We start from the raw sequence: 25428 nt of genomic DNA on the forward strand, positions 1-25428 counted from the left end.
GCATATCATTTAACGTAGCCAATATTTTTCTTTTGTTCACTAATGTCCAATTCAGGATGGTATTCCCTAAACAATCCTATAACCTCATCAATTAATCCCTCTAACTCTCTTACACCTCTTTTTGGGTCCCCTATCAAAATATCGCTCATTCGATTATGTAAATTTTCTGGTTTAATCTCCATTTGTTGAATATTATTTCCCATCCATTTAAATAGAGGGTGATGGATATACATACGGTTAAGACCGAACAAAACACCAAACAATTTCTTTTGTACCCCGCATATGACATCGTAGAGCATTAACCAGTCCTGACGTTTTAATAGGGCTTCGCGGTTATTCCATCGATTACCCAACCAGAGATTTTCAGAAATCATACGAATAGAAAGTTCTAACGGGTATGTTGCAACCCTATTTTTTAATTCAGTAATTTTTTCTTCTCCGAAGAGGCATACCCCATCGTGAATGGATGCTAAAATACATTGTTTGTCATAGTCTGTTTCTTTTTTATCCACCACATCGGAAATGAAGCGTTCTACTGTTTCAGACAAAAAGCTGCTGATCTCAAACTTAATGCCTGCCTGATTCAAGTAGGCCTCCGACCACTCTTCATCTTCATAAGGATGATACGATAGAATTGTGCCCTCTATTTGCTCAATGGGATACTGGCGCTCATCCTCTGTCGGAGGGCTTGACCATAAAATATGTAACTCGATATCTGAATGTTCATCTTGCAGGTTTTTAGATACTGACCCAGCAAGAATAATAGCTTCTATTTTCGGGTTTTCCTTATATACTGCTGCCATATCTATTGATTGGGCTAATAAATCCATTTTGACCTCCAGCTTTTACGTTTAATGGTTTCATTCCAGGAAAAGACATCTGCTTATTAAAAAGCTCCCCGTCTTTTGCCCGAGCCATAAGTAATCATCCACTGATTGAAATGAATGTTCCTTGTTAATATAAAATGCACCATAAGCCTGTTCGCTCTCACTTTTTTCAACTTAACCACCGAATAACATTAAAGGTATGTATAATAACAAAATAAGAAATACAAGGAAAATCGCATTTGTCCATAACCCCGTTTTGCTAAGAGGGTCCTTCTTCAATCCACCAATGATTCCTGAAATCACTCCAATGGTCACGATAGAAAATGTGAAATATCCTGATAAACCTTGAAACATTGATAACAGGAAAAAAATCATGCTTAGAATGAAAATTCCAAATGATAATTTACCAAGCAAATAATCTTCCCCTTCCTTTTGTATAATCTTAACAATAATCATGGGAGATTTGGTAAATGGGAAAAACATTACCTAATCAGAAGCGTTTTTTATATTAACTCAATAATATCTACGTCAGTCCCCTATAAAAGTTTCAAATCATCCATATTTGGAGGATTTGCTTCCATATATTTCCCCTCGCCTTTACCGTTGTCATGAAAGTACGAGCCTATCATTTTCTCCATCTAATGGGGAGATCCAGAAGCCAGGTCAACTAAAATAACAAAATGTGAATTCGGCACTTCTATTCCTGCTATCAGGTGGGCGCTTGTAACTTGATAAAGACTTATAGTTTTAAGTTTTGCATCATTTTCATAAGAATTATATGTGCAAGAGACCAGACATCCAGCCAACTTATGAAAATATTTTTCTCTTCCAGTATATTTACAAGAAATTTTTTTCATGTATACTTGCCTATAAGAAGAAATATAAAAATCTTTCATTTATAAAGGAGTTTATGCATATGCCATCCACAGCAAATGTGGGCGTTGTAGGTTTGACCGTAATGGGGAAAAACCTTGCCCGAAACATTGAGAATAATGGGTATTTTGTATCCGTTTTCAATCGTACTTATGAAAAAACACAAACATTTTTGGAAAACGAAGCGAAAGGGAAAAACTTTCTAGGCCATAAGGACATTGGTGACTTTGTAGCTTCCTTGGAGAAGCCTAGGACGATCCTGCTTATGGTTAAAGCGGGGAAACCAACCGATGCTACGATTGATTCCCTTCTTCCCCATTTAGATAAAGGGGATATTGTAATTGATGGAGGTAATACGTTCTACAAAGAGTCCATTGCGCGCTATGAAAGAATGAAAGAAGCTGGTATCGAATTCATCGGGTCAGGTATTTCTGGTGGTGAGGAAGGCGCATTGAACGGTCCTTCCATTATGGCCGGAGGTTCCAAACAAGCTTATGAGCATGTCGAACCTCTATTAAACGCGATATCTGCCAAGGTAGATGATAAGCCTTGTGCCACTTATACGGGTCCAGACGGTTCCGGGCATTATGTCAAGATGGTGCATAATGGTATTGAATATGGAGATATGCAGCTGATCTCGGAAATTTATTTCATCATGAAAAATGTATTGAAGATGAACGGCGAAGAACTTCACGATGTATTTTCTAATTGGAACCAAGGGGAATTGGATAGTTATCTGATTGAAATCACCGCTGATATTTTCAAAAAAGAAGACGATGTCAATAAAGGAACTCTTTTATTAGACAACATCCTGGACACTGCTGGTCAAAAAGGGACTGGAAAATGGGTGAGCCAAAGCGCACTTGAATTGGGTGTACCTCAATCCATCATCACAGAATCCGTTTATGCGCGATTCATTTCTGCATTGAAAGAAGAGCGTGTTGAAGCAAGCAAGTCCCTCTCTGGGCCACAACAATCTTCCGATGAATTACCAAAAGAAGAAATTGTCGAGGAGCTGCGCAAGGCTTTATACTTCAGTAAGATTTGTTCATATGCGCAAGGGTTCGCCCAGATGGGAATCGCTTCAAATGAATATGAATGGAATCTGAACCGTGGAAATATTGCAATGATTTTCCGTGGTGGCTGTATCATCCGTGCTCAATTTTTACAAAAAATCAAAGAAGCCTACGATCAAAAGAAAGACCTTAACAATCTATTGTTAGACCCATACTTTAAAGACATTGCAAATAACTATCATGCTTCTCTTCGCAAAGTAGTATCTCTTGCAATCTCTAACGGCATACCTGTTCCTGCTCTTTCCAGTGCTTTAGCTTATTATGACAGTTACCGGAGCGAGAAACTTCCTGCCAACCTATTACAAGCTCAACGTGATTATTTTGGTGCACACACGTACCAGCGTTTGGACAAAGAAGGCAGCTTCCACACCGAATGGCAGCAATAGGATAAGTTGCCATCCTTATGTGCTTGTTCTCCAAAATGTTAATATAGTTAATATGAAGTCGTTTCAACTGATGACTGCTGTAGAATAAAGGCTAAGTCCCTTTTCTGTGAACTCGCTTTGAGATCATGAAAAGAGGCTTAGCCGATCTACGTAGAAGAGAGACTCGATGCCCTCTTTTCTAATAACGACGATTTTTTCCAAAGTTATGTATACTTGAAAGTTCCCACTTAATAAGGAGAGATGACAATGAGTAAATTCAAAGTATTGGTCGCTGATTATACATACAGCACTCTAGAGCCTGAAAAAAAGGTTCTGGAAACGGCTGATGCCGAAATGATTTCCGCCCAGTGTCGTACAGAGGAAGATGTCATAGAAGCGGCTCAAGGAGTAGACGGTATCATTTGTCAATATGCTCCAATAACAAAAAATGTAATTGAGCGTTTAGACAAATGTAAAGTTATCGCTAGATACGGCGTCGGATTCGACACCATTGATGTACAAGCAGCTACCGAAAAAGGAATTATGGTCAGTAATGTGACCGATTATTGCCTTGACGAAGTTTCCAACCATGCCTTTGCCCTGCTCATGGCCTGCGCAAGGAAAATCGTCCAGTTGAATGAATCCGTCAAAAATGGAACATGGGACTCCAAAATAGCCAAACCGATCTATCGTTTAAACGGCCAGAAACTTGGGTTAGTCGGATTAGGAAACATTCCACAGACACTTGCGATGAAAGCTAAAGCTTTTGGTTTAGAAGTCCTTGCCTACGATCCTTTTGTTTCAACAGAAACCGCTGAAAATACAGGGGTAAAACTAGTAGATCTTGAAACATTGTGCAAGGAAGCCGATTACCTATCCGTCCACCCTCCTCTTAATAAGCACACACAGGGTATGATCAGTGACGATCAATTTAAATGGATGAAGAAAAACGCCTATATCATTAACACTTCCCGCGGCGGTGTCATCGACGAATCCGCATTAATCCGTGCTCTTCAAGCGAATGAAATCGCTGGTGCCGGCCTGGATGTTTTAGAAACGGAACCGATTTCCGAAGACAATCCTTTATTGGAGATGCCAAATGTGATCCTCAACCCTCATTCCGCTTACTATTCAGAAGAATCCGAGTTGGAACTAAAGCAGAAAACGGCTCAAAATGTAGCTGATGTATTATCAGGAAAGGTTCCTCCGTATCTCGTAAATAAAGACGCCATCCGTGCATGATCCACTTGTATCTATTGAAAGTTAGGTGAGTTTAATGTCCGAACAAAATGATTATGAACAGTTGACTACAGCTAGTGATCGGGGTAAAAAAGCTGCCGGGGAAAAAGTTGTCGAATATATCGAGGATGGAATGACTCTCGGTTTGGGTTCTGGATCCACCGTTTATTGGGCCCTGAAGAAGCTCAGTGAAAAAGTGAATCAGGGTTTAAACATAAGAGGGATCCCGTCCTCGAAACGGACTGAACGATGGGCTGAAGAACTCGGCATCCCTTTGACTCACTATCATGACGTACAAGAACTGGATCTCGCGATTGATGGGGCAGATGAAATAGATGCCAACCTCCACCTGATAAAAGGTGGAGGCGGCTCTCTTGTCCGGGAAAAAATCGTCAACGCCTCCGCACGACAGGTGATCATCATCGCTGATACCACAAAGCGTGTAACCCAGTTGGGTAAAACGCCTCTCCCTATCGAAGTCCTTCCCTTTGGCTGGGAAGTGACCGCAAAGAGAATTTCCAATCTGGGCGGGAAAATTCAATTGAGAAAGAAAAATAGCCAGCCTTTCATCTCCGATAATGGAAATTATATATTGGACTGTCAATTCGAAGGGATCCCTGAACCAGCTGTCCTTCACAAGCAACTGATTCAATTGGTGGGTGTCGTGGAAACCGGCTTGTTTATAGATTTAACTGATCGAGTGATTCTAGGAATGGACAACCAGATTCAATACTTAGAGAAACCTTAAAATAAAGGAGGTCTATAAATGCGGGACGTGATCACCATTGGAGACGCTATGGTTTCCTTCAATCCCACCACCCAAGGACCGATGAGATTTGTCCAATCCTTTGTAAAAAAAGTCGGTGGTGCTGAACTTAATACAGCTATTGGCTGCGCACGGTTAGGCCTTAAATCAGGCTGGATCAGTTCATTGGGTAAAGATGAATTCGGCCATTTCATCCACAATTTCGCTCGAGGCGAAGGCGTTGATGTATCAGAAGTTACATTTACAGAGAATTACCCTACTTCCCTGAACTTCAAAGAATTCCGGGGGGATCGAATCAACACCACTTATTACCGGACACCTTCCCCTTTCCTGTCTATGACTCCAGATGATTTAAATGAATCTTATATCAAAAACTCCAAAATATTGCATATCACCGGCTTACTGCCTGGTGTCGATGTGAATCATAATTTACCCATCATTAAAAAAGCCATAGCTTTAGCTAAGAAGCATGATGTTCAAATCTCTTTCGATCCGAATATCCGATTGAAATTATGGTCAAAAGAAGATGCCCGTAAGTATTTGTCCGAGCTTTTACCAGATGTAGATCTATTACTTGCCGGTGACGAGGAGCTGGAGATCATTCTGGGGACCAAGGATACAAAGGAAATCGTGGCCAAATCCACAGAGCTTGGGATCTCCTATATTGCTATCAAAAAAGGCGCAGAAGGTTCTACTGGATACCATAACGGAAGAACTGTCGAATCTCCCCCGATTCCGCCTCGAGAGGTCGTAGATACCATTGGAGCAGGCGACGGCTTTAATGCTGGCATTCTTTATGGAATTATCAATGGGTGGACGCTAGAGAGAACCCTGGGTTTCGCGAACATGATCGGGTCCAAAGTAGTAGGTGTGCAAGGTGATAATGAAGGACTTCCTTTCTTGGAAGATGTATTAATAGATTTAGGTGAAAGGGAACACGTTGATCGCTAATTTCATATACTAGTCACCTCCCCTCTGTTCATGCTTAAGGGGAAAAGAAGAACAATAGAGTAGAATATACATTTATTACTTCATTAAGAAAACCCGAACGATTTTTTTGTTCGGGTTTTCTAGTGGAAAAATTCTTTTATCCCATCCTCTTTCCTTATTTTCCTACGCACATTTTGTCACCAAATTTGTTCCACATATTCTGGATGATCTATGAAAGGGTTACGGTTGCCTTGATAATCGTTGAATATGATGTCATTACGGTTCCGTTCAAAAGCATCCACAGGGTCGTTTTCGTGCCATTCTTTTAATGTATCTAACTTCCCTAAGTTCGGTCCGTTTGTTCCTGCGTAATCAGCCACTTCCAAATCAAGTTCACCGGAATCTCCTTCATAGCGAACCGCCATGTAAAACACCATGCGTGCAACGTCCCCTTTAACATCGTCGCGTGGTTCCCAGGAATCTGAGTCATAATACGTCCCTGGTGCTTCAGAAAACGGAGCTCCTCCATCATCAAAATCCAAGTTTCCGCGTGCTGAGTTTACCGAAACATCTGTTGGTCGAAGATGATGTATATCGGTCCCCGGCCCACGCGAAGTCCCGAAATCTCCGTGCGATTTCGCCCAGACATGTTCCCTGTTCCATTCATCTACATACCCGCCGTTTTCATATTTCGAAAGAGAGTTCCCGGAATACAGGAGAATGACATTGTTGGAGTTGCCTGGATCTTCATCGGTATTCCTTAAGGCGTCCCACACCTGGCTGTAGGATAATTCCGTATGGTCGTCAATCAGGTTATGGAGGGTTTGTTTTAGTTCACCCCCAGAAAGTCCGTCAGCACTATCATAGTAACCGTCAGTCGATGCATCTCCGTCTCCGCAATCACTGGCACCATCATCCTCCCATGTCATCGAGCTGACATTCTCGACTCCCTCATGACTGAAATACGGATTTCTTGTCCCATCAACTTGAACGAGCTCCCCCTTATTGTCCGGGTTGTCCGCAAGTCCATATTCACTTCTATACTCAGAATCCAGCTTCACGAAAATCATATCGTCGATCTGTGTTTCCTCTTGATCATCTGCCAGGGCCAGAGCATAGTTACTCGTAAAATCACTTTGCTGCACATGATCGACGGCTGTCGGAACACCGACAATGTAACCTTCGAGCGTGACATCAGTACCGTTCGGCTCGTTCATCGCGTCTTGGACAGAAAGCCCGGTAGCTCCCTGGACAGGGATGGTCACGATGAAAATGAAGCTAACCATCAATACTATCATTTTCTTCATTAATAAATGCCCCCTTTTATGAATACAGCATACATACCTTCACTTTAGACTTTCGATGAATTTTCATAGTTCCCTCCTGAAATGAACAAAATTTACAATCAAAAAATAATTTAATAATTGCTCATGCCAAGGTCCTCGTCCATTCTCTCCACTCTATGAACAAGAACAGTAAATTCAATTTCCCCCTGGCGAAATTTTCACATTAAAAAAGCTCAGAGTTTTTACACTCTGAGCTTTGATGGACAGCAGATTAATAAACGAGTAAAGTCAGCAACGACACAAGCACTCCCAGGAACCCCAGCAAGATACTGTGAGGCAGGTTTTTCAAAACGATTTGATATGGGTTCATCCTCAAGGAAACGGAGGTCAGGGTCACAACCAAACCATATGGAGCTGATGGAATTGTGGCAATTGCGCAACTTGCTAAAAGAATCGTCAACGTTACTGAAGGCAGAGCCCCCATCAGTAGTTCGCTGACCCCTCCGAAAATTCCCATCGTCGCCAATGGGTGCACACCTATCAGGGTCATCACCAAAAATGCTGCTTGTATGAAGAGCATGATCAGGATAGGGTTCCCTTCCAATGCCACTAGGGGGTCTTGCAAAAATTTCAAATAGGGCGATGCATTCAGCGTTTCTGTCAGAAACGATAATGCCAACAATAAGACGATGAAGTTACTTAAATTGTTGGTCTGCTTTTTCCAAGTCGGCCAACCGATTTTCAGAAAGCTTCTTCGCCGTTTCAAAAGGATTGACCAAGTAAATGCAAAAGGGAAAATGGCAATAGTCACGGAAAAGAGGAAATTGAAATTCATGACATTTCCTAAAAATACAACGACTAACAAAAATAGGACAAGGGCTGTGATGAATGAAACCAATCTCCTTTTACTTTGTGCTGGTTTCGTTTCATCCGTTTTCTCTTCTTCCAAATTGTATTTACGGAAAAGCATTCTCCCGATACTTGCGTCCATCGCGAACCCAAGGATAGCAACTAAAAACATCCACGGCAGGACTTCTAAATAATTGGCCCCAGTAATAAAGATCGAAGTCGCAAGGAGGATTTCCAAAGGGCTCCAAAGCAAAGCAAGCGAATAGCCTCGCAGTGTCGCCATTGTGATGAAGCTGTTCCTCACCTTCGTTTTCACATTTTTCAATTGATCTTTCAATAAGTCTTGAGATATCGTTGCAGAAGATAGGTTAAGAAAAGCTGCCAGTGAAATCATGGTTGCTTCACTACGGATATAAAGGCCTTCCATACCTTTCTTATTACCACCAAGCAGGGAGTGAAGCAGCTTGTTATACCGCCCTGCTTTCACAACGCTGTTCATCCAGGGCAGCATCGACAAAAGAAACAGCATTCCAATATTACCAGCAAAGAACGTCGGGACCTCTGCAATCGTTACATCGCTTGAGATAAAGAAAAACGATCCTGCTGATAAGAGAACGATTCCAAGAATTTTAAAAACACGATCAGCTCTAGGAAAGTTCATGACAATCATGACAATTCCAAGACAACCGATGACCGAATAAAGAATGGAATTCGACCAGAAAACATGAATGACGTTCAATATGAAGACAAACGAGTAAAATATGTATAAGTGCTCAGCAAATCGAAAGTTTCGCATGGGCATCCTCCTATTCCATAAGCGAACGGAAGATATCGAATCTTTTGCCAGATAGATAAGTCCGTCTATTTCTATTGTTGTTCGTCCAATGGTATTATCCTATCTGCAAAAGCCATATATTTCAAGAATTTTGTGTAGATTCAACGCTGTATTTACCGGGCAGAATGTTCATTGAGATAGGAAGAGCATTCCTCTCCACCAAATTGATCACTCTTTCTCCCCTGTCACTGTTAAAATTCGATGTTGTTTTTTTGATATAAGCTCCCGATTGGGTAAGACTCAATTTCGAGGCTTTGTATGAGGTTATGGTCGGCTGGGAAACGGCTCGCTTTCCTGCCATATGTTTCGGAAGACTCTCGAAACTACATCTCAAGGGGAGCATTCATGGAGGAAACCCTGTAATTAACTTAAGATGTTTGAGTCTCACTCAAATATGCCAGCATTTTTCTGAACGAATTTCGAGAAGAACATATCAGCAAGGGGTGCGGGGATTGCTTGCGCAGCACTCCTTCTGGAAAAGACGGATGATAGCGATTTTCTTTTATAAATTAAAGAAAAACACTCTTTTCAGATGGGCCACTGTTGATTCCACGAGGAGCGTTCGGTGGTGACGCCTGCGGGAACAGCGCGAGCTGAAGATCCGCTTGGTCAAGTGCTCTTCTTGACCAAGTTAGCTGAGGCCGTGCCCGCGGCAAGCATCCACCGACAAGCGATTCGTGAGAAGCAACAACATACTTGAACAAAGCATAAACCTTAAAAGAAAAACCTGACCAAGAAGATGTGGTCAGGCTGTCCATTTCCTACTGTATAGTAGAAATGTATTCTTTTACAACTTCATAAACATAATCTTGATTCGCTTCTGCCGTGTTCGGGTTATATTCCCCGCCATTCACTTTATTATTAGATAAAATACGTATGCCGAGATATGGAGTTTCATAAGCCTTGGCGATTTGAGCTGCCGCTGCTCCTTCCATCTCTTCTACAGAAGTCCCGTATTTTTCATGGAACCATTGAATCCGGTCGACTTCATTGTTCCAAACATCAGCGGATCCGATGGTCCCCTCGACAACTTTCCCTTTTTCATGGGTATCTTTCACAGCATCAGCTGCTTCCAGTAAAGTTTCATCGCCTTCGAAGTAGCGAATGTTTTCAGCGTCCGGGTCCTCTCCAGCACTTCCTTCTGAAGCCATTAAATCCATTGGGATCCAATCTCTCGGCTCGATTCCTTCTCCGTCCTCTTTATGGGCTGTTTTTAATGATCCGATATTAGTCGTTTTTTCCCCTAAGACGATATCAAATACGTGCAATTCGGGATCGTGTCCACCAGAGGTTCCTTGATTGATGATAGCTGCAGGATCATATTTTTCAATAGCCACCGCTGTGGCTGCTGCAGTGTTTTCCATCCCTTTTCCGGTCTTCGTTACGATGACAGGATAATCATCAACCGTTCCTTTATAAAAAACAAAGGTACCCGATTTTTCTTCTTCCACATTGTTCAACTTTTCAGCGAAATTTTCGGCTTCAATCGGCATCGGACCTTGCACGATGATCGGTTTTTGTTCTGTTGCTTTGTCTGCTTCCTCAGCTCCGCCTTCTCCCTGAGTTGTGGAAGTGCAGCCGGAAAGTAAAGATAATAAAAGGACTGTAATTAAGGCTGCTGTTGCTACTTTTAGTGATCTGATGCTTTTCATGAATGACATCTCCTTTGTGTATGTTGTTCGTGTGGACACTTTCCCTTTGTTGCTTCCTGCTACCCTCCTTGATGTATATGACCTCCTTATAAAGCCAAAAGAAAAAGGCCTGAAAAGCAGAATGATATCTACCTTCCAGACCTTAGGAGTTGAAACATTGCACATAAAACCCATACTGAATGCAGCTGCAGTCAAAAAAGCTTGTCAGCTGGTATGCTCCAACTCGTAGTCTAGTTCTTTCAATGGGAACCAGGTAGAGACACTCAGACCTTATTACTGAGGATATACGAGAAATTCATTTAATTTGTTTACTGTGTTACTATATCAAAAACACGGTGTCACTTCAAATAAAAAACGAATTATTATTGAATTATTTTTTTGATTGTTCGTATTTAGATGGTAAAGTATTGGGAAATCACTCCTATATGGAAATCTCTATTACAAAAGGAGGTGAATAAGGAAATTGTGTCGAACAAGCGCCAATCTCTTCTTACTCAAATATTGGTGTGATCTTATCAATCCGATTCGTCCATATTCCACCATGATAGGATTGATCGATTCGCTTTACGTCTTCCTTACGATCGAAGCCTTCTGACCACTGTCCATCCCCTGCTACTAAAATCACTCGTGTATTCACATCATTGAAGCGGTTCACGAATTTCCCCGGCCAGCCCCACATCCACTTCGCGTACCCTTCAGGAAGATGAATTTGGGTATTGTGACATGCTTCTGGAACATGGCCCGTCCACCCTGTCGCAATATAAGGCAGCAAACAGCTTTTCATTGTTTCAATCGACATCACACGCAAATTCGGTAATAGTGTTTGCAATTGTTTTATCGGTTGATCGCCGCCATACACCGATAAAAGCTCTAACCGCTTCTTTGGAAGTGCGGCCAGTTTCTTTGCAAGCCTCTTACCTTCCGCTGGGTCATCGCTTTTAATATGAATCAGAAATTCTTCATCAGGAAAAGTACGTAACACCTCCTCAAGTGAAGGCATCAAACCAACACCTTCCCCACGAAAAGGAAATGTTTTTCCATTATCAGCTGTATAGCCATATCCGATATCCAGTTGTTTCAATTCCTCCATCGTATGCTCCCGTGTCACACCACTGCCATCTGTCCGGCAATCCAGTGTCCAATCATGAAAAATGGCGAACTGCCCATCTTTCGTTGGCTGAACATCAAACTCGACAATATCTGCCCCCGCCTCAAATGCAGCTTCCATCGATGGAATGGTGTTTTCCAGGTAAGAATGCTCAGGTTCATGAATTCTTTCCGCTGTACAGGTGTTGCTCTTTATACCTTCCATCGGAAATGTCTGCGCCATGCCCCGGTGGGCCAGCAAGGTTGGATCTTTTCCTTCATTTTTCGCAAAAAGGGATGTATTGTTCAAATACATGAATAAGATAAGTACAAAAGCGATGATACCGGTCATCTTAATAACTTTCTTCCATCTTTTCTTTGATCTACCCACTGTCTTCTGCTCTTTTGACAACTCATTCCCTCCTTTTCCTAGAGTTCAAGGTTTCATATAATGAAAATTTCTTGTACAATTAAACTATTAGTTTAAGAGGAGGAGATTGGTGATGCGCAAGTTCAATAGTTTCATGCTCATCTTAATGATGGTTTCCTCACCTCTTTTCTTCAAAGCCGACTTAGGGCCTTTCGATAAGACAGATGCCCAGGAAATGATCATTCTGGACAATTCAACACCACAGGATGACCTTAAAGACACCAGCTTCACACTGACACAGGTTCAAACCTATATCATCGCGCCACTTGTCATTCTGATGTTCTTATACACGTCTTTGCTGATTAAGCGAAACCTGATATTTCTCACTCCTGTTTTCTTCCAATCCAATTTCGTGATTGCAGACCTTTGATTGAATATCCAATCATTTAATTCAAAGGAGGATACCAATAATGTTATGGTTTCGAATGATTATGATCGGCATGTTTTCTCTGACTGCCCTTTCTCTTTTTTCATATCAAGGGTCAGAAATTTTCCATGCTTTCCTGGATTACTTTAATAATAAACAATAAGGACAGAGTCAGAACGTCCTCAAAAATGGCCGCATACCTTCAGAAAAGGGAGGCCACTGAAGAACTGCAACTTTTGAGTCAGGCATCAAATAAAGAAGCCGAGTTGGACGATTTTATCGTTCAGTTCGGCTTCTTTTATAATTTAGATGAGACATTCAGCCTTTTATTCCTTGATCTTCGGAAGCGAAACGAGGTCGATAGTGATTTCCTTTTATAAATTGACGAAAATCACTCTTTTCAGATAGGCCGCGTTGCTTCCACGAGGAGCGGTCGGTGGTGACGCCTGCGGGAACAGCGCGAGCCGAAGATCCACTTGGTCAAGTGATCTTCTGACCAAGTTAGCTGAGGCCGTGTCCGCGGCAAGCATCCACCGACATGTGATTCGTGAGAAGCAACAACAAACGTTAACAGCTCCTCAAGATGGAAAAGGATTTTTTCAGCAGCTCCAGAAGGGTGGCCATTTTTTCAGCTTATTATTGAATGACGAAATATTCATTTAAAGCCTGCTGCAGAGTTCCTAAGGTCTCTGTCTGCTGATTGAAATTGACTCCCGCATTCGTCATTTCTCTTACGATTTCTTTCCTCAAACCTGTGATTACGGTTCTGCATCCCATCATGGCGATGCCGTCAATACTCTTCAATAAATCAACGATACTCTCGCTATCCATTGATGCGATCCCAGATAAATCCATAATCAATGTCTCGATTCGCGATGCCGACACTTCAGTCAGAACTTTCTCTTTTAGAATTTCTGTACGGTAAGTATCCATTGAGCCTATAAGAGGGAGAATACAGACAGAAGAGTCAATCGGTATGATGGGGACGGATAAATTTTCGACCAACTCCCGTTGAGCATTGATCAGCGAATCTTTATATGTAGAATAGCTGATAAAGAATGTATTCAGAAATTCATCAACACGATTATTGACTTCTGTTTCTAACCTGAAGAAATCACCAATTTCATACTTATTATTCTCTTTATAATATTTCTCGATTAAATCCCACAATGTTCTCCGGATCGCTTGCACCCATTCCAACTTGAAGGATAATGCAATAGAGTGGGTCGCCCAGGCGATTCCTTCCTTTTCAGCAAACTTCTTCAGTGCCTCATCTTCTCCATCTATAATATAAACAACTAAATGGTGGGCATTTGTAACAAGGTCGATGTTCCCTATCCTAAGTATTTCATCGATCTTATCTTTGACATTCACCGCTTCAGATAAAAGGGTTTGTTCAAAGATTTGACTGTTTTTCTCGAAAAATTGTTTCAGGTGACTTGAGTAGTCGTAAGTCAGTGCCATATAAATCTTCTCCCTTCTATTTTTAAGAAATTATATCATTAATCTTAGCAAATGTGGTTGGATTTGCTACGGTAAATTCAGGATGGGAAGTGTGATGAAAATAAGTGTAAACGGGATTTGAAAAAAGGGAGAGGGACTCCCGCTGTTTTATTATAGGAGGAAAATAAAACAACTGACCGCGACTAATCTTATCGAGGTCAGGCAATTCTCTACTTGGTAAATACATGCACAGAGAGTGCCTGCTGCAAAGAATTGTAAGTCTTGATGTCAGAAAAGTCGATTCCTAATGTGACCATAGTCTGGGCCACTTCAGGTCGGATGCCTGCTAAGATGGCAGTCACCCCGACCAATTCCAAAGAACTGATGATATTGCCGATACTATTAGCTACCATCGTATCGATCACTGTCACACCGGAAAGGTCGATGAGCAGATAATTCAGTTGTCGACGTGTCGCTTCATCCAAAGTCGTGTCCATCAGATAATAGGCTCTCTCATCATTAACGCTCCCTATTATCGGCAGAACGGCCACGCCCTCCATGAGCGGTACCACGGGAGCGGATAATTTCAGGAATTCCTGTTGAGCTTCATCCATAGAAGCCTTATGTGCTTGAACAAACGAGGTACTATACGCGTAGATCGCCTGATCGAGAAGGGGATCGATGGTCCGTGTGACACGGAATACAGTATCCAAGTTGAAGCGGTCATCCTCCTTGATGATTTGCTCAAGTTCCTCCCATAAAAAAGATCGGATGACGGCTGTCCCTTTCAAGGTTTCATCTAATTGAGCCCCATGCTCTATAGCCAGGTTCCCAATTTTTTCGGCCCAATCTGTGATATTGGCTAATGTCGTTTCGACTCCATGTTGCAAGCCGTCAGAAAAAAGCTGAATCAGTTCAATCCGGATTTGTCCGCTTTGTGTGTCTTCTCCTTCTATCTTCATAGCATCAGAAATCTTATATTTTCTTTCCTCGATTTTCTTCCCTATTACTATCAATTCTTTTTCTTTCATATCAACATGCACTTCATAGTCACCTCATCGAAGATTAGTGAGCTCAAATATTCGGTTTGAACCTTTTTACATTATACAACAGTTGGATGGATAAGGACGTATAAAATATTGCCAATTTCTATTTACTACACTCACCCTCTGATAAGATGCATGAGAATATAATAGAAATAAGCTGCCGACCTGACAGATCCTCTACTTTATCAATCTGGATATGTTTCTCGTAAAAACGTGACCGATTGGCATATCAAGGCCTTAAGTACATCGACATCAATATCATCCACTTTGTTAATATAAACACAAGCTTTTCCGCTTTTATGTTTTCCGAAGTCTGCTAATAATTTCTCTCGTTCCTGATCACCTGTGGCAAAATATAAACTGATTTTAGCTTTACGAGGAGAAAAGCCGACCAGAGGAGCGATCCCTTCATGACCTGTCGGATATTTGTAATGATAGGAACCGAAACCAATAATGCTTTCTCCCCACATTTTCGCTTCATAACCAGTGGCTTCCGTGAAGATATCGATTAATTTATAAGCGTCTTCCTTTTTTCTTGGATGGTCGACTTGTTCAATGAATTCCATGACATCTTTATCGTTTTCTTTCGTCTTCTGTTCATAAGCCATTTACAACCTCTCCTTTTCCTTCCTTATATTAAAAAATCCTCTATTATAAATACTTCCACTTCTATCCTCAGAGTCCTTTTTTCCATAACAAAACGACCGGATTATTGAAGGCTCGGTTTTAAGTCACCATTGAGAGCGGATGGTGGGTGGGAGAACGATTACAAAGTGTTCTATACTAATTATTATGTATTGAAATTTTTCACGGGTGAAACGGGTTTTTCCCTCCCCCTGAAGGATCACCATTTTTATTTTAAAGCAGTTTATCCTTGGAGTGATTTCGAGAAACAATTTTAGCATTCCCCGCCGGCCCTATTCACTCGTCAAACATCTCGAAATCAAATCAACAAAGAGATTTAACAGAGCAAAATAAAAAAGCCAAGAAGAGAGTCCATGTCTCTTCTCGGCTGTCACCTTACGCGATGACCATCTTTTTTGGGTTGGCTAGCCTGCGGACCAGCGGTAACCGGGATAGATCCATGTTGCCACCGCTCAAAATAACGCCGCAATGTTCACTTTTGAGCGTGCCACATTTACTGAGAAGGCCAGCGAGCGCTGTAGCTCCAGCACCTTCGACAAGCGTCTTTTCCCGCTCAAGTAACAAAAGCATCGCCTTGGCAATTTCGTGTTCTTCCACAGTGATCACCTGATCCACGTATTTCTGGATGCACGAATAGGTGAGTTTCCCTTTTTCCTTCACGGCGATTCCGTCAGCGATCGTTGAAACAGAAGTCAGTTTTTCAGGGCCTTTTTTGTATAAAGCATTGTACGTCGAAGGAGCTTTTGCTGATTGAACTCCGATGACTTTAATGTCCGGCTTCAACTGTTTGGCTGCAAATGCGACTCCGCTGATCAAGCCACCTCCCCCGATCGGAACGTAGATTGTATCCAATTCGGGCTGTTGTTGGAGCATTTCAACGACGACAGTAGCTTGGCCGGCCATTACGTCATAATCGTCGAACGGATGAAGAAAAGTCGCCCCCATCCGCTTTTGCTCGAGCAAAGCTTCTTGATAGGCTTCCTGGAACGATTCTCCTGTCAATACGACAGTGGCACCATACCCTTCCGTAGCTTCTACTTTAGCCCGTGGGGTCGCCTCCGGCATGAAGATTTTTGCTGTAATCCCACGTTTGGACGCGGCCAGGGCCACACCTTGTGCATGGTTACCAGCTGAGGCAGCGATGACGCCCCGTGATGCTTCCTCATCGGTCAGGCAGGCAACTTTATAGGAAGCCCCCCGCACCTTGAAGGCACCTGTTTTCTGCTGGTTTTCCATTTTCAAATAAACGTGCTGTCCGGTCCTTCCGTTGAAGGTTGATGATGTTTCAAGCGGTGTGCGGTGCACCACCTCTTTCAGTTGTTCCTGTGCATCCATTACTTTTGCTAGCGTTAAGAAATCCCCAACGTCTTCACTCCTTTTGATTTTTTTTCGTATTGGTCGATTTTGTCTTCATGCGTCAACGTAACAGCGATCTCGTCCCACCCATTCAGAAGCATTTCTTTGTGGTAGGGCTGGATATCGAAGGATACCTCTAAATCACCGTCATCGACGACCTGTTGTTTCAAATCGACATTCAGCTCATACTTCTCTTCACTCGCCTTTTCCATCAGCTGCTCGACAACCGGCTTCGGTAACTGGATTGGTAAAATCCCGTTTTTGAAGCAGTTGCTGTAAAAAATGTCGGCAAAACTCGGGGCGATGACAACTTTGAATCCGAAGTCCTGAATCGCCCACGGTGCGTGTTCCCTGGAGGATCCGCACCCGAAGTTTTCGCCTCCGACCAGGATTGAAGCCCCGTCGTATTTGGAGTCGTTCAAAGAGAAGTCCTCCCGTGGCGTCCCATCGTCATGAAAACGCCAGTTATAGAAAAGAAACTGTCCGAACCCTTGACGTTCAATCCGCTTCAAAAATTGCTTCGGGATGATTTGGTCTGTGTCGACATTCGCTCGGTTCAAGGGATAGACAAGCCCCTGGTGCTGCTTGATCGGTTCCATCAGCTAAAACCTCCTACTGCACTTGCATATTTTCTGACATCGACGAACCGGCCTTCCAAAGCAGCGGCGGCAGCCATTTCCGGACTGACCAAATGGGTACGGGACCCGTTACCCTGCCGGCCTTCAAAGTTACGATTCGAAGTCGATGCACAACGTTCGCCTGGCGGGACAATATCATCATTCATTGCCAGACACATGCTGCACCCAGCATCACGCCATTCGAACCCGGCTGTAAGGAAAATCGTGTCCAACCCTTCTGCTTCAGCAGCATCTTTAACAGATTTCGATCCCGGAACGACAAGGGCTTTCACATTTTTATGAACACGGCCGCCCCTGACGATTTCAGCTGCTTTCCGAAGATCGCTCAACCTTGAATTGGTGCAGGAACCGATAAACACATGTTCAATCGGAATGGATTCAATGTCTTGATTGGCCTCAAGTCCCATGTACGCGATTGCACGCTCGATACCGTCTCGATCATCTTCAGCAGCCTCAGGATCCGGAACATGCCCACCGACAGGGACGCATTGCGATGGATTGGTTCCCCAAGTGACTTGAGGTTCAATTTCATCGGCATGAATAGTCAATGTCTGGTCATATTCGGCGCCTTCATCAGAGGCTAAAGACAACCACTGGTCTGCCACTTCTTCAAAATCTTTCCCTTCTGGAACATAACGTTTGCCTTTCAAATAATCGACGGTAGTCGCGTCCGGGCTGATCAAGCCTGCCCTCGCACCTGCTTCAATGGACATATTACAGACAGTCATCCGCTCTTCCATCGATAAGTTACGGACAGCTTCTCCCGTATATTCAATGACATGCCCAGTACCGAATCGAACACCATATTTTCCGATGATGGCCAGAATCAAGTCTTTAGCGGTTACACCCGTACCTAATTTGCCATCTACTTTTATCTGCAGGGTTTTGGGCCGTGCCTGCCATAGCGATTGAGTTGCAAGCACGTGTTCTACTTCACTCGTTCCTATCCCGAATGCCAAAGCTCCAAAAGCTCCATGTGTAGAAGTGTGGCTATCTCCACAAACGATGGTTTTCCCAGGCTGGGTCAGGCCTAATTCTGGACCGATGACGTGGACGATTCCCTGGTCTGGATGATTGATATCAGCTAAGTGGACGCCGAATTCTTCACAGTTTTCTTCGAGAGTCTCCATCTGCTTTTTTGACACTGCGTCTTTGATGACATTTCTGTGGATCGTCGGCACGTTGTGATCCATCGTCGCGTAAGTGAGGTCAGGACGGCGTACTTTCCGCCCACTCATCCGCAGCCCTTCGAACGCCTGGGGAGAGGTCACCTCATGAATCAAGTGCAAGTCGATATAGAGGAGATTCGGCTTCCCTTCTTCTTCGTGGACGACATGCTGATCCCAAATTTTTTCGACAATCGTTTTTGGCTGACTCATTCCGTTCCGCTCCCTTCTTTCCTTTATACATAACACCGCATAATATTCTCAGTTGTATCACTGGTGCTGATCTGGTCGACTACCTTGGTCGCCAGTCCGCTGCCGCTCACCTGGATGCCACCGACGAGATCAATGTCAGAAGTATGATACCCTTCATCCAATACTTCATGGACAGCTGCCTCGACCTGTTCCGCTTCCTCTTCCATCCCGAATGAATGCTTCAGCATCATAGCAACAGATAGAATACTGGCAAGTGGATTGGCTTTGTTTTGTCCGGCAATATCCGGCGCAGAGCCGTGAACAGGCTCATAAAGACCGACCCCATGTTCATTCAAGCTTGCTGATGGCAGCATTCCAAGCGATCCTGTCAGGACAGAGGCTTCATCACTCAATATGTCACCGAACATATTTTCAGTTACAAGTACATCGAAATAAGCCGGGTTGGTGACGAGCTTCATTGCGGCAGCATCAACAAGCATGTGCTCAACAAGGACATCCGGATATTCCTTGCTCTTCTCTTCTACTACTTCGCGCCACATACGGCTCGATTCAAGCACATTCGCTTTATCAACAGATGTTAACTGCTTTCTACGGACACGGGCGCTTTTGAAAGCCTGATCGACAATCCTTTCGATTTCGCTCCGTTCATAGGCAAGAGTGTCTACGACTTCTTTTCCGCCATTACGACGTTCACTCGGCTGCCCGAAATAAAGCCCGCCTGTCAATTCACGTACAATCAGGAGATCGCTTGCTGCAACAACTTCCTGTTTTAATGGAGATGCATGGAGCAACTGTGGGAAAGCTTTGACAGGACGGAGGTTCGCAAACAATCCGAGCTGCTTCCGAATACCGAGCAACCCTTTTTCCGGGCGCATATGGCCAGGAAGCTGATCCCATTTCGGTCCACCTACCGCTCCGAGAAAAATGGCATCCGCTTTCTTTGCTGCTTTAACGGTATCTTCCGGGAGTGGCGTCCCTTGCTGGTCAATCGCCACTCCTCCTATGTCATGACTTTCAAATGTGAATGAATGCTGGTAACGGTCTGCGACGGCTTGCAGTACTTTTTTTGCGGCTTTTGTCACTTCTGGACCGATGCCATCTCCTGGCAAAAGAACGATATGTTTCTCCATTTACATCCCCCTCTTTTTTTATACTTGAACTTGTTGGTAAGCTTTGCGGTAACTTTGATAAAGGGTACGATTGACGGCGTTCAGAAACGCATGGGCCGAAGCTTCTAACACATCCTGTGCGGATCCACGCCCTGATGCTTTCATTCCGTCGACGGTCAGTTGAACGTGGACTTCAGCTAGAGCGTCACGGCCTTTTCCAATCGAACTCAATTGGTAGTCCTGCAAGTGGACATCCCCATCAATCAAATCATCAAGCGTATTGTAAATCGCTTCGACACTTCCTTCACCCGTGTTCGCTTTTTCGACTTCTTTTCCATCCGGACGAGTCAAAATGATAGTTGCTGTCGGGCGGGTGATGCTTCCATATTGGACTTGGAAAGCTTTCAATTCATATTTCGGCTGATCTTCGTGTTCGGTTTGCGTATCAGTCAAGATTGCGAACAAGTCATCATCTGTGACCTCTTTTTTCTTACCAGTAAGGTTCTTGAAGGACTCGAATGCTTCTTTCAATTTACTTTCATTCAACTCGAAGCCAAGCGATTCTGCTTTTTGTTTGAAGGCATGACGTCCAGAGTGCTTCCCTAGCACCATTCGATTGGAATCGATGCCAACCATCGCTGGAGTGATGATTTCGTAAGTGGAAGACTCCTTCAGGACACCGTCCTGGTGAATGCCGGATTCATGAGCAAATGCATTCCGGCCGACGACTGCTTTGTTCCCAGGGACCATCATCCCTGTCAGGCGGCTGACCAAATCACTCGTACGTTTGATTTCTTTCAAAACAAGATTCGTTTGATAGTCGTACCGATCTTGACGGATTGTCAGTGCTACACCGATTTCTTCAAGAGCCGCATTTCCGGCACGTTCTCCGATGCCATTGATCGTTCCTTCAATTTGGCGGGCGCCGCTTTCAATAGCTGCCAGCGAATTGCTGACCGCCATCCCAAGATCATCATGGTTGTGGGTAGACAGGATCGCTTTGTCGATATTCGGAACATTTTCCTGTACGTAGCGGAAAAGTCTGCCGATTTCATCTGGTGTCGTATAACCTACTGTATCCGGAAGATTGAGGACAGTAGCCCCTGCATCAATGACTTTTTCAATGATATGAACAAGGAAGTCATAATCGGAACGAAGCGCATCTTCAGCGGACCATTGCACATGTGAGAATTTTTCTTTCGCATAGGAAACCATGTTGACAGCCGTTTGAACGACTTCATCCGGGGTTTTCTTCAACTTATGTGTCATGTGGATCGGTGAGGTGGCAAGAAAAATATGCAGCCTCGGCTCCGCTCCGCCTTTTAATGCTTCCCAAGCAATGTCGATATCACGTTTGTTAGCTCTCGCTAAGCCTGTCACCGAACAACCTCTGACGGTATCTGCGATTTCTTTCACCGCATCAAAATCAGCCTGGGAGGAAGCAGGAAATCCTGCTTCCATGATATCTACACCTAGACGCTCCAGCTGTTTCGCAATTTCAATTTTCTCCAGACGGTTCAAATTGACACCCGCGGATTGTTCACCGTCTCTAAGGGTTGTATCGAAAACGTTAACGTGAGCCATGTGTGACCACATCCTTTTCTTTGGATTGGGACTTCTTGACGAACGGCATCAGTTCACGGAGCTCTCTACCCACCTTCTCGATTTGATGATTGCTTTCACGGGAATTGATCGCATTGAATTCCGGACGGTTCACTTGATTTTCAAGAATCCAGCCTTTGGCGAATTTACCTGTCTGAATATCAGTCAATACATCTTTCATGCGGGCTTTCGTTTCTTCATCAATGACACGTGGACCTGAGACGAAGTCACCCCATTGAGCGGTATCAGAGATGGAATAACGCATTCCTTCAAGACCGCCTTCATACATCAAGTCAACGATCAGTTTCAGTTCATGCATACATTCGAAGTACGCGACTTCTGGCTGATAGCCGGCTTCAGTCAATGTTTCAAAACCTGCTTTCACAAGGCTTGTAAGACCACCGCATAGGACCGCTTGTTCTCCGAATAGGTCCGTTTCCGTTTCTTCCTGGAAGGATGTTTCGAGTACACCGGCACGACCGCCGCCGATTCCTTTGGCATAAGCCAGTGCGATTTCTTTCGCTTCACCTGTTACGTTTTGTTCGACCCCGATCAATGCCGGCACTCCTGCTCCTTCTTCGAATGTGCGGCGGACAAGGTGTCCAGGCCCTTTCGGTGCTACCAGGAATACGTCGACATCTGATGGAGGAACCACCTGATTGAAGTGAACATTGAAACCGTGTGCAAATGCCAGCGCTGCGCCCGATTTCAGATTAGGCTTGATATGCTCTTCATAAACACTTGGCTGATGCTCATCTGGCAATAGAACCATAATGACGTCTGCATCCGCCACTGCTTCTGCTACAACTTTCACTTCCAGTCCATCTTGCTCCGCTTTATCCCAGGACTTCCCTTTACGAAGGCCGACAACTACATCGTGACCACTTTCCTTCAAGTTTTGTGCATGAGCATGACCCTGAGATCCGTATCCTACAACGGCAACCTTTTTATTCTTCAGTACCTCATCTTTGATATCGTTGTGATAGTAAACGTGTGCCATTATTCATCCATCCTTTCAAGAAATTATTTTAGTAGTGAGTAAGATTTGAATTCTGCTACCTGCGGTTGGTGACCACGAGTGAAAGCGGTCAGCCCTGTCCGGGCGAGTTCTTTGATGCCATAAGGTCGAAGCAGTTCAATCAAGGCATCGACCTTGTCGGATTTTCCTGTGACTTGGACGGTCACACTTTCTTTGCTTACATCGATGATCGATGCCCGGAACGGTTCAATGATCCCCTGGATTTCATTTCTGATTTGCGGGTTGCTGATGACCTTCACCATCGCGAGTTCGCGGGCGACAATCGCTTTATCCGTGATGTCTGACACTTTCAGTACATCGATTTGTTTGTTCAGCTGCTTGGTGAGCTGTTCTAATTTACGATCATCTTCCACCTCCACCACGAAGGTCATTTTAGATACGCCTTCTGTTTCTGTACGTCCGACGGAGATACTTTCAATGTTGAATTGTCTTTTAGCAAGTAAACCGGTGACCCGGTTCAGAACACCGCTGCGATTATGAACAATCGCTGTGACGATTCGCCTCATCGTTTCACCCCAATCATTTCGTGTAGTCCTTTGCCCGGAGCAATCATTGGATATACATTTTCTTTTTGAAGGACGCGGCAATCGATGACCGCCGGTTGATCGTCCTGAAGCACTCCCGGCAGAACATCGAGCAGCTGGTCCTGTGTTTCAATTTTATAGCCGGGCACTTGATAGCTTTCAGCAAGCTTCACAAAGTCAGGCTGTGTATCGATGATCGACTGGGAGTAACGTTCACTGTAGAACTTCTCCTGCCACTGGCGGACCATGCCGAGCGCCTGATTATTGACGATGAGGATTTTGACCGGAAGTCTGCGTTCCTGCAAAACTGATAGCTCCTGCAGAGTCATTTGAAAGCCTCCATCTCCGACTACAGCGACGCAGGTGGCATCCATGTCGGCAAGCTGTGCTCCGATGGCTGCCGGAAAACCATACCCCATGGTTCCAAGACCACCGGAAGTCACCCAGCGATTCGGTTCATCGAAATGATAATACTGGGCAGCCCACATTTGATGCTGTCCGACATCTGTCGTAACGATCGCTTCCCCTTTCGTATATTCATAGACTTTTTGGAGCAGCCACTGTGGAACGATATCGGCATCCGGCTGATCATGCCAGAGTGGGTAATCCACTTTGTTCTGACTGATCGCCTCCATCCACCCTTTGTGATGGAGCTCTTTAACCGGCTTACCGTTGAGAGATTCTAACGCTGCTTTAGCATCGGATACTATCGGAATTTGAGTCGGGATATTCTTTCCGATTTCTGCCGGGTCGATATCCACGTGGGCAACCTTGGCATTTGGTGCGAAATGCTTTAGATTTCCTGTCAGACGATCATCAAAGCGAGAGCCGATGTTGATGAGCAGGTCGCATTCATAAAGGGCCATGTTCGCTGAATACGTTCCGTGCATGCCCGCCATGCCGAGAGATAACTCGTCACTCCCGGGGTAACTGCCCAATCCGAGAAGTGTTGTCGTTACTGGCAATTTGTAGTTACGTACGAACGTTCTCAGTTCTTCTGATGCTCCTGCATGGATGACTCCTGAGCCTGCAAGAACGACAGGTTTTTTCGCTTCAACTAACGCATCATGCAATTTGCTGATTTGCAGCGGGTTCGGTTTCATCGTCGGCTGATAACCCGGCAGATGAAATTGGTTATTCACGTCTTTTGCATAGACGGTTGAACTGATATCTTTCGGTATATCGACAACAACAGGGCCAGGACGTCCGGTTGTGGCAATATGGAAAGCTTCCTTCACAACTCTTGGGAGCTCTTCAATTTCCTGCACCTGATAATTGTGCTTCGTAATCGGTGTGGTAATCCCCATTATGTCTGATTCCTGGAAAGCATCTGTGCCGATGACCCCTTTTGCAACTTGGCCTGTGAATATGACGAGTGGAATGGAATCCATCATCGCATCGGCAATACCTGTGACTAAGTTGGTCGCTCCCGGTCCGGAAGTTCCGATCACTACCCCAGCTCTGCCCGAAACACGTGCATAACCTTCAGCGGCGTGGATCGCCCCTTGCTCATGCCGTGGCAGAACATGATCAAAGCTCCCTTCCGCTCGGTAGATCGCATCATAAATCGGTAAAACTGCTCCACCTGGATATCCGAATAGCGTCTCAACATCTTGCTCGATCAAAGCTTCTACGAGCAAATCGGCTCCTGTCTTAGTTGCGGTCTGCTCTTCCACACTTGCCTGTGCCTTCATTTTTAATCCCTCCTGCATTGGTTTTGATCATACGTACAAAGCGGTATTCCCTTACTTTTTGTCGAATAAAAAAAGACCTTCTTCCTCCTCAGATTCCTCCTGCACGATTCGGCAGCAAGAAAGTGAGGGGTGAAAAAGGTCTCTGTTTCCACGGTACCACCCTCATTCATGAAGCAGCTAAGCTTCATCTTATGGAATTCGCATTGAATTCCTTTTGATAACAGGTGCGGTGAAACACCTGGTCCTGCCTACTTGTCAGCCTTTCAGCAAGGACACTCAAGGATGATGTCAGAATAAGATGTATTTCCGGGCTTCCAGCAACCCCGGCTCTCTGTAAATACAAGAACTTATTCCTTTATTCCTATCATCGTG

General features: G+C 44.2%; 24 protein-coding genes and 1 riboswitch. Of the genes, 7 read left to right on the forward strand and 17 right to left on the reverse strand.

The window, feature by feature from the left end; all coding sequences use genetic code 11:
• Window positions 1–5: 5 nt before the first annotated feature.
• Together HLI_RS04385 and HLI_RS04390 are read right to left on the reverse strand one after the other, a co-directional pair.
• The gene (locus HLI_RS04385) at window positions 6–830 is read right to left on the reverse strand and encodes a DUF4037 domain-containing protein (protein WP_128523372.1); all 825 of its coding nucleotides are present in this window, start codon (window positions 828–830) and stop codon (window positions 6–8) included.
• Between the two features lie 171 nt (window positions 831–1001).
• Window positions 1002–1241, reverse strand: coding sequence for a hypothetical protein (locus tag HLI_RS04390; protein ID WP_128523374.1), 240 nt, complete (start codon window positions 1239–1241; stop codon window positions 1002–1004).
• A 502-nt stretch (window positions 1242–1743) separates the two neighbouring features.
• On the opposite strand from HLI_RS04390, the gene gndA reads away from it, so the two are divergent.
• The 4 genes from gndA (at window position 1744) to HLI_RS04410 (ending at window position 6097) form a co-directional block, all read left to right on the forward strand.
• Window positions 1744–3162, forward strand: a complete 1419-nt coding sequence (gene gndA, locus HLI_RS04395) for an NADP-dependent phosphogluconate dehydrogenase (protein WP_128523376.1) — start codon at window positions 1744–1746, stop codon at window positions 3160–3162.
• A gap of 246 nt (window positions 3163–3408) precedes the next feature.
• The gene (locus tag HLI_RS04400; protein WP_128523377.1) at window positions 3409–4383 is read left to right on the forward strand and encodes a C-terminal binding protein; all 975 of its coding nucleotides are present in this window, start codon (window positions 3409–3411) and stop codon (window positions 4381–4383) included.
• A gap of 34 nt (window positions 4384–4417) precedes the next feature.
• Window positions 4418–5128: a ribose 5-phosphate isomerase A gene (rpiA, locus tag HLI_RS04405; RefSeq protein WP_128523379.1), complete on the forward strand. Its 711-nt coding sequence runs from the start codon at window positions 4418–4420 to the stop codon at window positions 5126–5128.
• An 18-nt stretch (window positions 5129–5146) separates the two neighbouring features.
• Entirely contained in the window at window positions 5147–6097 is a 951-nt protein-coding gene (locus tag HLI_RS04410; protein WP_128523381.1) for a sugar kinase, read from the forward strand.
• 176 nt (window positions 6098–6273) lie between these two features.
• Here HLI_RS04410 and HLI_RS04415 read toward each other — a convergent pair whose 3' ends face one another.
• Window positions 6274–7383 (reverse strand): endonuclease, encoded by a 1110-nt coding sequence (locus HLI_RS04415; protein ID WP_128523383.1) that lies wholly within the window; start codon window positions 7381–7383, stop codon window positions 6274–6276.
• A 250-nt stretch (window positions 7384–7633) separates the two neighbouring features.
• Complete coding sequence (locus HLI_RS04420; protein WP_128523384.1) at window positions 7634–9007, reverse strand: hypothetical protein; 1374 nt, start codon at window positions 9005–9007, stop codon at window positions 7634–7636.
• A gap of 604 nt (window positions 9008–9611) precedes the next feature.
• Between HLI_RS04420 and HLI_RS22110 the strand changes: the two genes are divergently transcribed.
• Entirely contained in the window at window positions 9612–9746 is a 135-nt protein-coding gene (locus HLI_RS22110) for a hypothetical protein (RefSeq protein ID WP_277750306.1), read from the forward strand.
• A 61-nt stretch (window positions 9747–9807) separates the two neighbouring features.
• Here the strand turns inward: HLI_RS22110 and HLI_RS04425 are convergent, their stop codons facing one another.
• Window positions 9808–10698 carry a 5'-methylthioadenosine/S-adenosylhomocysteine nucleosidase gene (locus HLI_RS04425; RefSeq protein ID WP_128523386.1) on the reverse strand — a complete coding sequence of 297 codons (891 nt, stop codon included), beginning with the start codon at window positions 10696–10698 and terminating at the stop codon, window positions 9808–9810.
• 206 nt (window positions 10699–10904) lie between these two features.
• Window positions 10905–11008, reverse strand: a riboswitch (purine riboswitch).
• A gap of 180 nt (window positions 11009–11188) precedes the next feature.
• The gene (locus HLI_RS04430) at window positions 11189–12136 is read right to left on the reverse strand and encodes a glycerophosphodiester phosphodiesterase family protein (protein ID WP_128526814.1); all 948 of its coding nucleotides are present in this window, start codon (window positions 12134–12136) and stop codon (window positions 11189–11191) included.
• A gap of 151 nt (window positions 12137–12287) precedes the next feature.
• On the opposite strand from HLI_RS04430, the gene HLI_RS04435 reads away from it, so the two are divergent.
• The gene (locus tag HLI_RS04435) at window positions 12288–12584 is read left to right on the forward strand and encodes a hypothetical protein (RefSeq protein ID WP_128523388.1); all 297 of its coding nucleotides are present in this window, start codon (window positions 12288–12290) and stop codon (window positions 12582–12584) included.
• Between the two features lie 411 nt (window positions 12585–12995).
• Window positions 12996–13244 (forward strand): hypothetical protein, encoded by a 249-nt coding sequence (locus HLI_RS04440; RefSeq protein ID WP_128523390.1) that lies wholly within the window; start codon window positions 12996–12998, stop codon window positions 13242–13244.
• Here HLI_RS04440 and HLI_RS04445 read toward each other — a convergent pair.
• From HLI_RS04445 to ilvB, 11 genes are all read right to left on the reverse strand, one after another.
• A complete protein-coding gene (locus HLI_RS04445; RefSeq protein WP_128523392.1) occupies window positions 13218–14045 on the reverse strand; it encodes an STAS domain-containing protein in 828 nt (275 codons plus the stop codon). The two genes, HLI_RS04440 and HLI_RS04445, sit on opposite strands and share 27 nt — an antisense overlap.
• Window positions 14046–14254: 209 nt before the next feature.
• A complete protein-coding gene (locus HLI_RS04450; protein ID WP_128523394.1) occupies window positions 14255–15067 on the reverse strand; it encodes an STAS domain-containing protein in 813 nt (270 codons plus the stop codon).
• A 188-nt stretch (window positions 15068–15255) separates the two neighbouring features.
• On the reverse strand, window positions 15256–15678 hold the full coding sequence (locus HLI_RS04455; protein ID WP_128523396.1) for a DUF1801 domain-containing protein: 423 nt from the start codon (window positions 15676–15678) through the stop codon (window positions 15256–15258).
• Between the two features lie 412 nt (window positions 15679–16090).
• Window positions 16091–17050: a threonine ammonia-lyase gene (gene ilvA, locus HLI_RS04460; protein WP_128523398.1), complete on the reverse strand. Its 960-nt coding sequence runs from the start codon at window positions 17048–17050 to the stop codon at window positions 16091–16093.
• Between the two features lie 14 nt (window positions 17051–17064).
• Window positions 17065–17670, reverse strand: coding sequence for a 3-isopropylmalate dehydratase small subunit (gene leuD, locus HLI_RS04465; RefSeq protein WP_128523400.1), 606 nt, complete (start codon window positions 17668–17670; stop codon window positions 17065–17067).
• Window positions 17670–19088, reverse strand: a complete 1419-nt coding sequence (gene leuC, locus HLI_RS04470; RefSeq protein WP_128523402.1) for a 3-isopropylmalate dehydratase large subunit — start codon at window positions 19086–19088, stop codon at window positions 17670–17672. Before leuC ends, leuD begins: the two co-directional genes overlap by 1 nt.
• Window positions 19089–19111: 23 nt before the next feature.
• Window positions 19112–20218, reverse strand: a complete 1107-nt coding sequence (leuB, locus tag HLI_RS04475; protein WP_128523404.1) for a 3-isopropylmalate dehydrogenase — start codon at window positions 20216–20218, stop codon at window positions 19112–19114.
• Between the two features lie 18 nt (window positions 20219–20236).
• On the reverse strand, window positions 20237–21781 hold the full coding sequence (locus tag HLI_RS04480; protein ID WP_128523406.1) for a 2-isopropylmalate synthase: 1545 nt from the start codon (window positions 21779–21781) through the stop codon (window positions 20237–20239).
• A complete protein-coding gene (gene ilvC, locus HLI_RS04485) occupies window positions 21768–22799 on the reverse strand; it encodes a ketol-acid reductoisomerase (RefSeq protein ID WP_128523407.1) in 1032 nt (343 codons plus the stop codon). The genes HLI_RS04480 and ilvC overlap by 14 nt, the downstream gene beginning before the upstream one ends.
• Window positions 22800–22822: 23 nt before the next feature.
• Window positions 22823–23344 (reverse strand): acetolactate synthase small subunit, encoded by a 522-nt coding sequence (gene ilvN, locus HLI_RS04490; protein ID WP_128523409.1) that lies wholly within the window; start codon window positions 23342–23344, stop codon window positions 22823–22825.
• On the reverse strand, window positions 23341–25056 hold the full coding sequence (gene ilvB, locus HLI_RS04495; protein ID WP_128523411.1) for a biosynthetic-type acetolactate synthase large subunit: 1716 nt from the start codon (window positions 25054–25056) through the stop codon (window positions 23341–23343). The genes ilvN and ilvB overlap by 4 nt, the downstream gene beginning before the upstream one ends.
• Between the last annotated feature and the right edge of the window lie 372 nt (window positions 25057–25428).

Origin of the sequence: Halobacillus litoralis (assembly GCF_004101865.1) — a bacterium.
Lineage (GTDB): Bacteria > Bacillota > Bacilli > Bacillales > Halobacillaceae > Halobacillus > Halobacillus litoralis_A.

Excerpts from the sequence above, each read along its gene's own strand:
- HLI_RS04385 (WP_128523372.1), bottom strand. The coding sequence starts at position 830 with ATGGATTTATTAGCCCAATCAATAGATATGGCAGCAGTATATAAGGAA.
- gndA (WP_128523376.1), top strand. The coding sequence starts at position 1,744 with ATGCCATCCACAGCAAATGTGGGCGTTGTAGGTTTGACCGTAATGGGG.
- HLI_RS04400 (WP_128523377.1), top strand. The coding sequence starts at position 3,409 with ATGAGTAAATTCAAAGTATTGGTCGCTGATTATACATACAGCACTCTA.
- rpiA (WP_128523379.1), top strand. The coding sequence starts at position 4,418 with ATGTCCGAACAAAATGATTATGAACAGTTGACTACAGCTAGTGATCGG.
- HLI_RS04410 (WP_128523381.1), top strand. The coding sequence starts at position 5,147 with ATGCGGGACGTGATCACCATTGGAGACGCTATGGTTTCCTTCAATCCC.
- HLI_RS04415 (WP_128523383.1), bottom strand. The coding sequence starts at position 7,383 with ATGAAGAAAATGATAGTATTGATGGTTAGCTTCATTTTCATCGTGACC.
- HLI_RS04420 (WP_128523384.1), bottom strand. The coding sequence starts at position 9,007 with ATGCGAAACTTTCGATTTGCTGAGCACTTATACATATTTTACTCGTTT.
- HLI_RS04425 (WP_128523386.1), bottom strand. The coding sequence starts at position 10,698 with ATGAAAAGCATCAGATCACTAAAAGTAGCAACAGCAGCCTTAATTACA.
- HLI_RS04430 (WP_128526814.1), bottom strand. The coding sequence starts at position 12,136 with ATGACCGGTATCATCGCTTTTGTACTTATCTTATTCATGTATTTGAAC.
- HLI_RS04435 (WP_128523388.1), top strand. The coding sequence starts at position 12,288 with ATGCGCAAGTTCAATAGTTTCATGCTCATCTTAATGATGGTTTCCTCA.
- HLI_RS04445 (WP_128523392.1), bottom strand. The coding sequence starts at position 14,045 with ATGGCACTGACTTACGACTACTCAAGTCACCTGAAACAATTTTTCGAG.
- HLI_RS04455 (WP_128523396.1), bottom strand. The coding sequence starts at position 15,678 with ATGGCTTATGAACAGAAGACGAAAGAAAACGATAAAGATGTCATGGAA.
- ilvA (WP_128523398.1), bottom strand. The coding sequence starts at position 17,050 with ATGGATGCACAGGAACAACTGAAAGAGGTGGTGCACCGCACACCGCTT.
- leuD (WP_128523400.1), bottom strand. The coding sequence starts at position 17,670 with ATGGAACCGATCAAGCAGCACCAGGGGCTTGTCTATCCCTTGAACCGA.
- leuC (WP_128523402.1), bottom strand. The coding sequence starts at position 19,088 with ATGAGTCAGCCAAAAACGATTGTCGAAAAAATTTGGGATCAGCATGTC.
- leuB (WP_128523404.1), bottom strand. The coding sequence starts at position 20,218 with ATGGAGAAACATATCGTTCTTTTGCCAGGAGATGGCATCGGTCCAGAA.
- HLI_RS04480 (WP_128523406.1), bottom strand. The coding sequence starts at position 21,781 with ATGGCTCACGTTAACGTTTTCGATACAACCCTTAGAGACGGTGAACAA.
- ilvC (WP_128523407.1), bottom strand. The coding sequence starts at position 22,799 with ATGGCACACGTTTACTATCACAACGATATCAAAGATGAGGTACTGAAG.
- ilvN (WP_128523409.1), bottom strand. The coding sequence starts at position 23,344 with ATGAGGCGAATCGTCACAGCGATTGTTCATAATCGCAGCGGTGTTCTG.
- ilvB (WP_128523411.1), bottom strand. The coding sequence starts at position 25,056 with ATGAAGGCACAGGCAAGTGTGGAAGAGCAGACCGCAACTAAGACAGGA.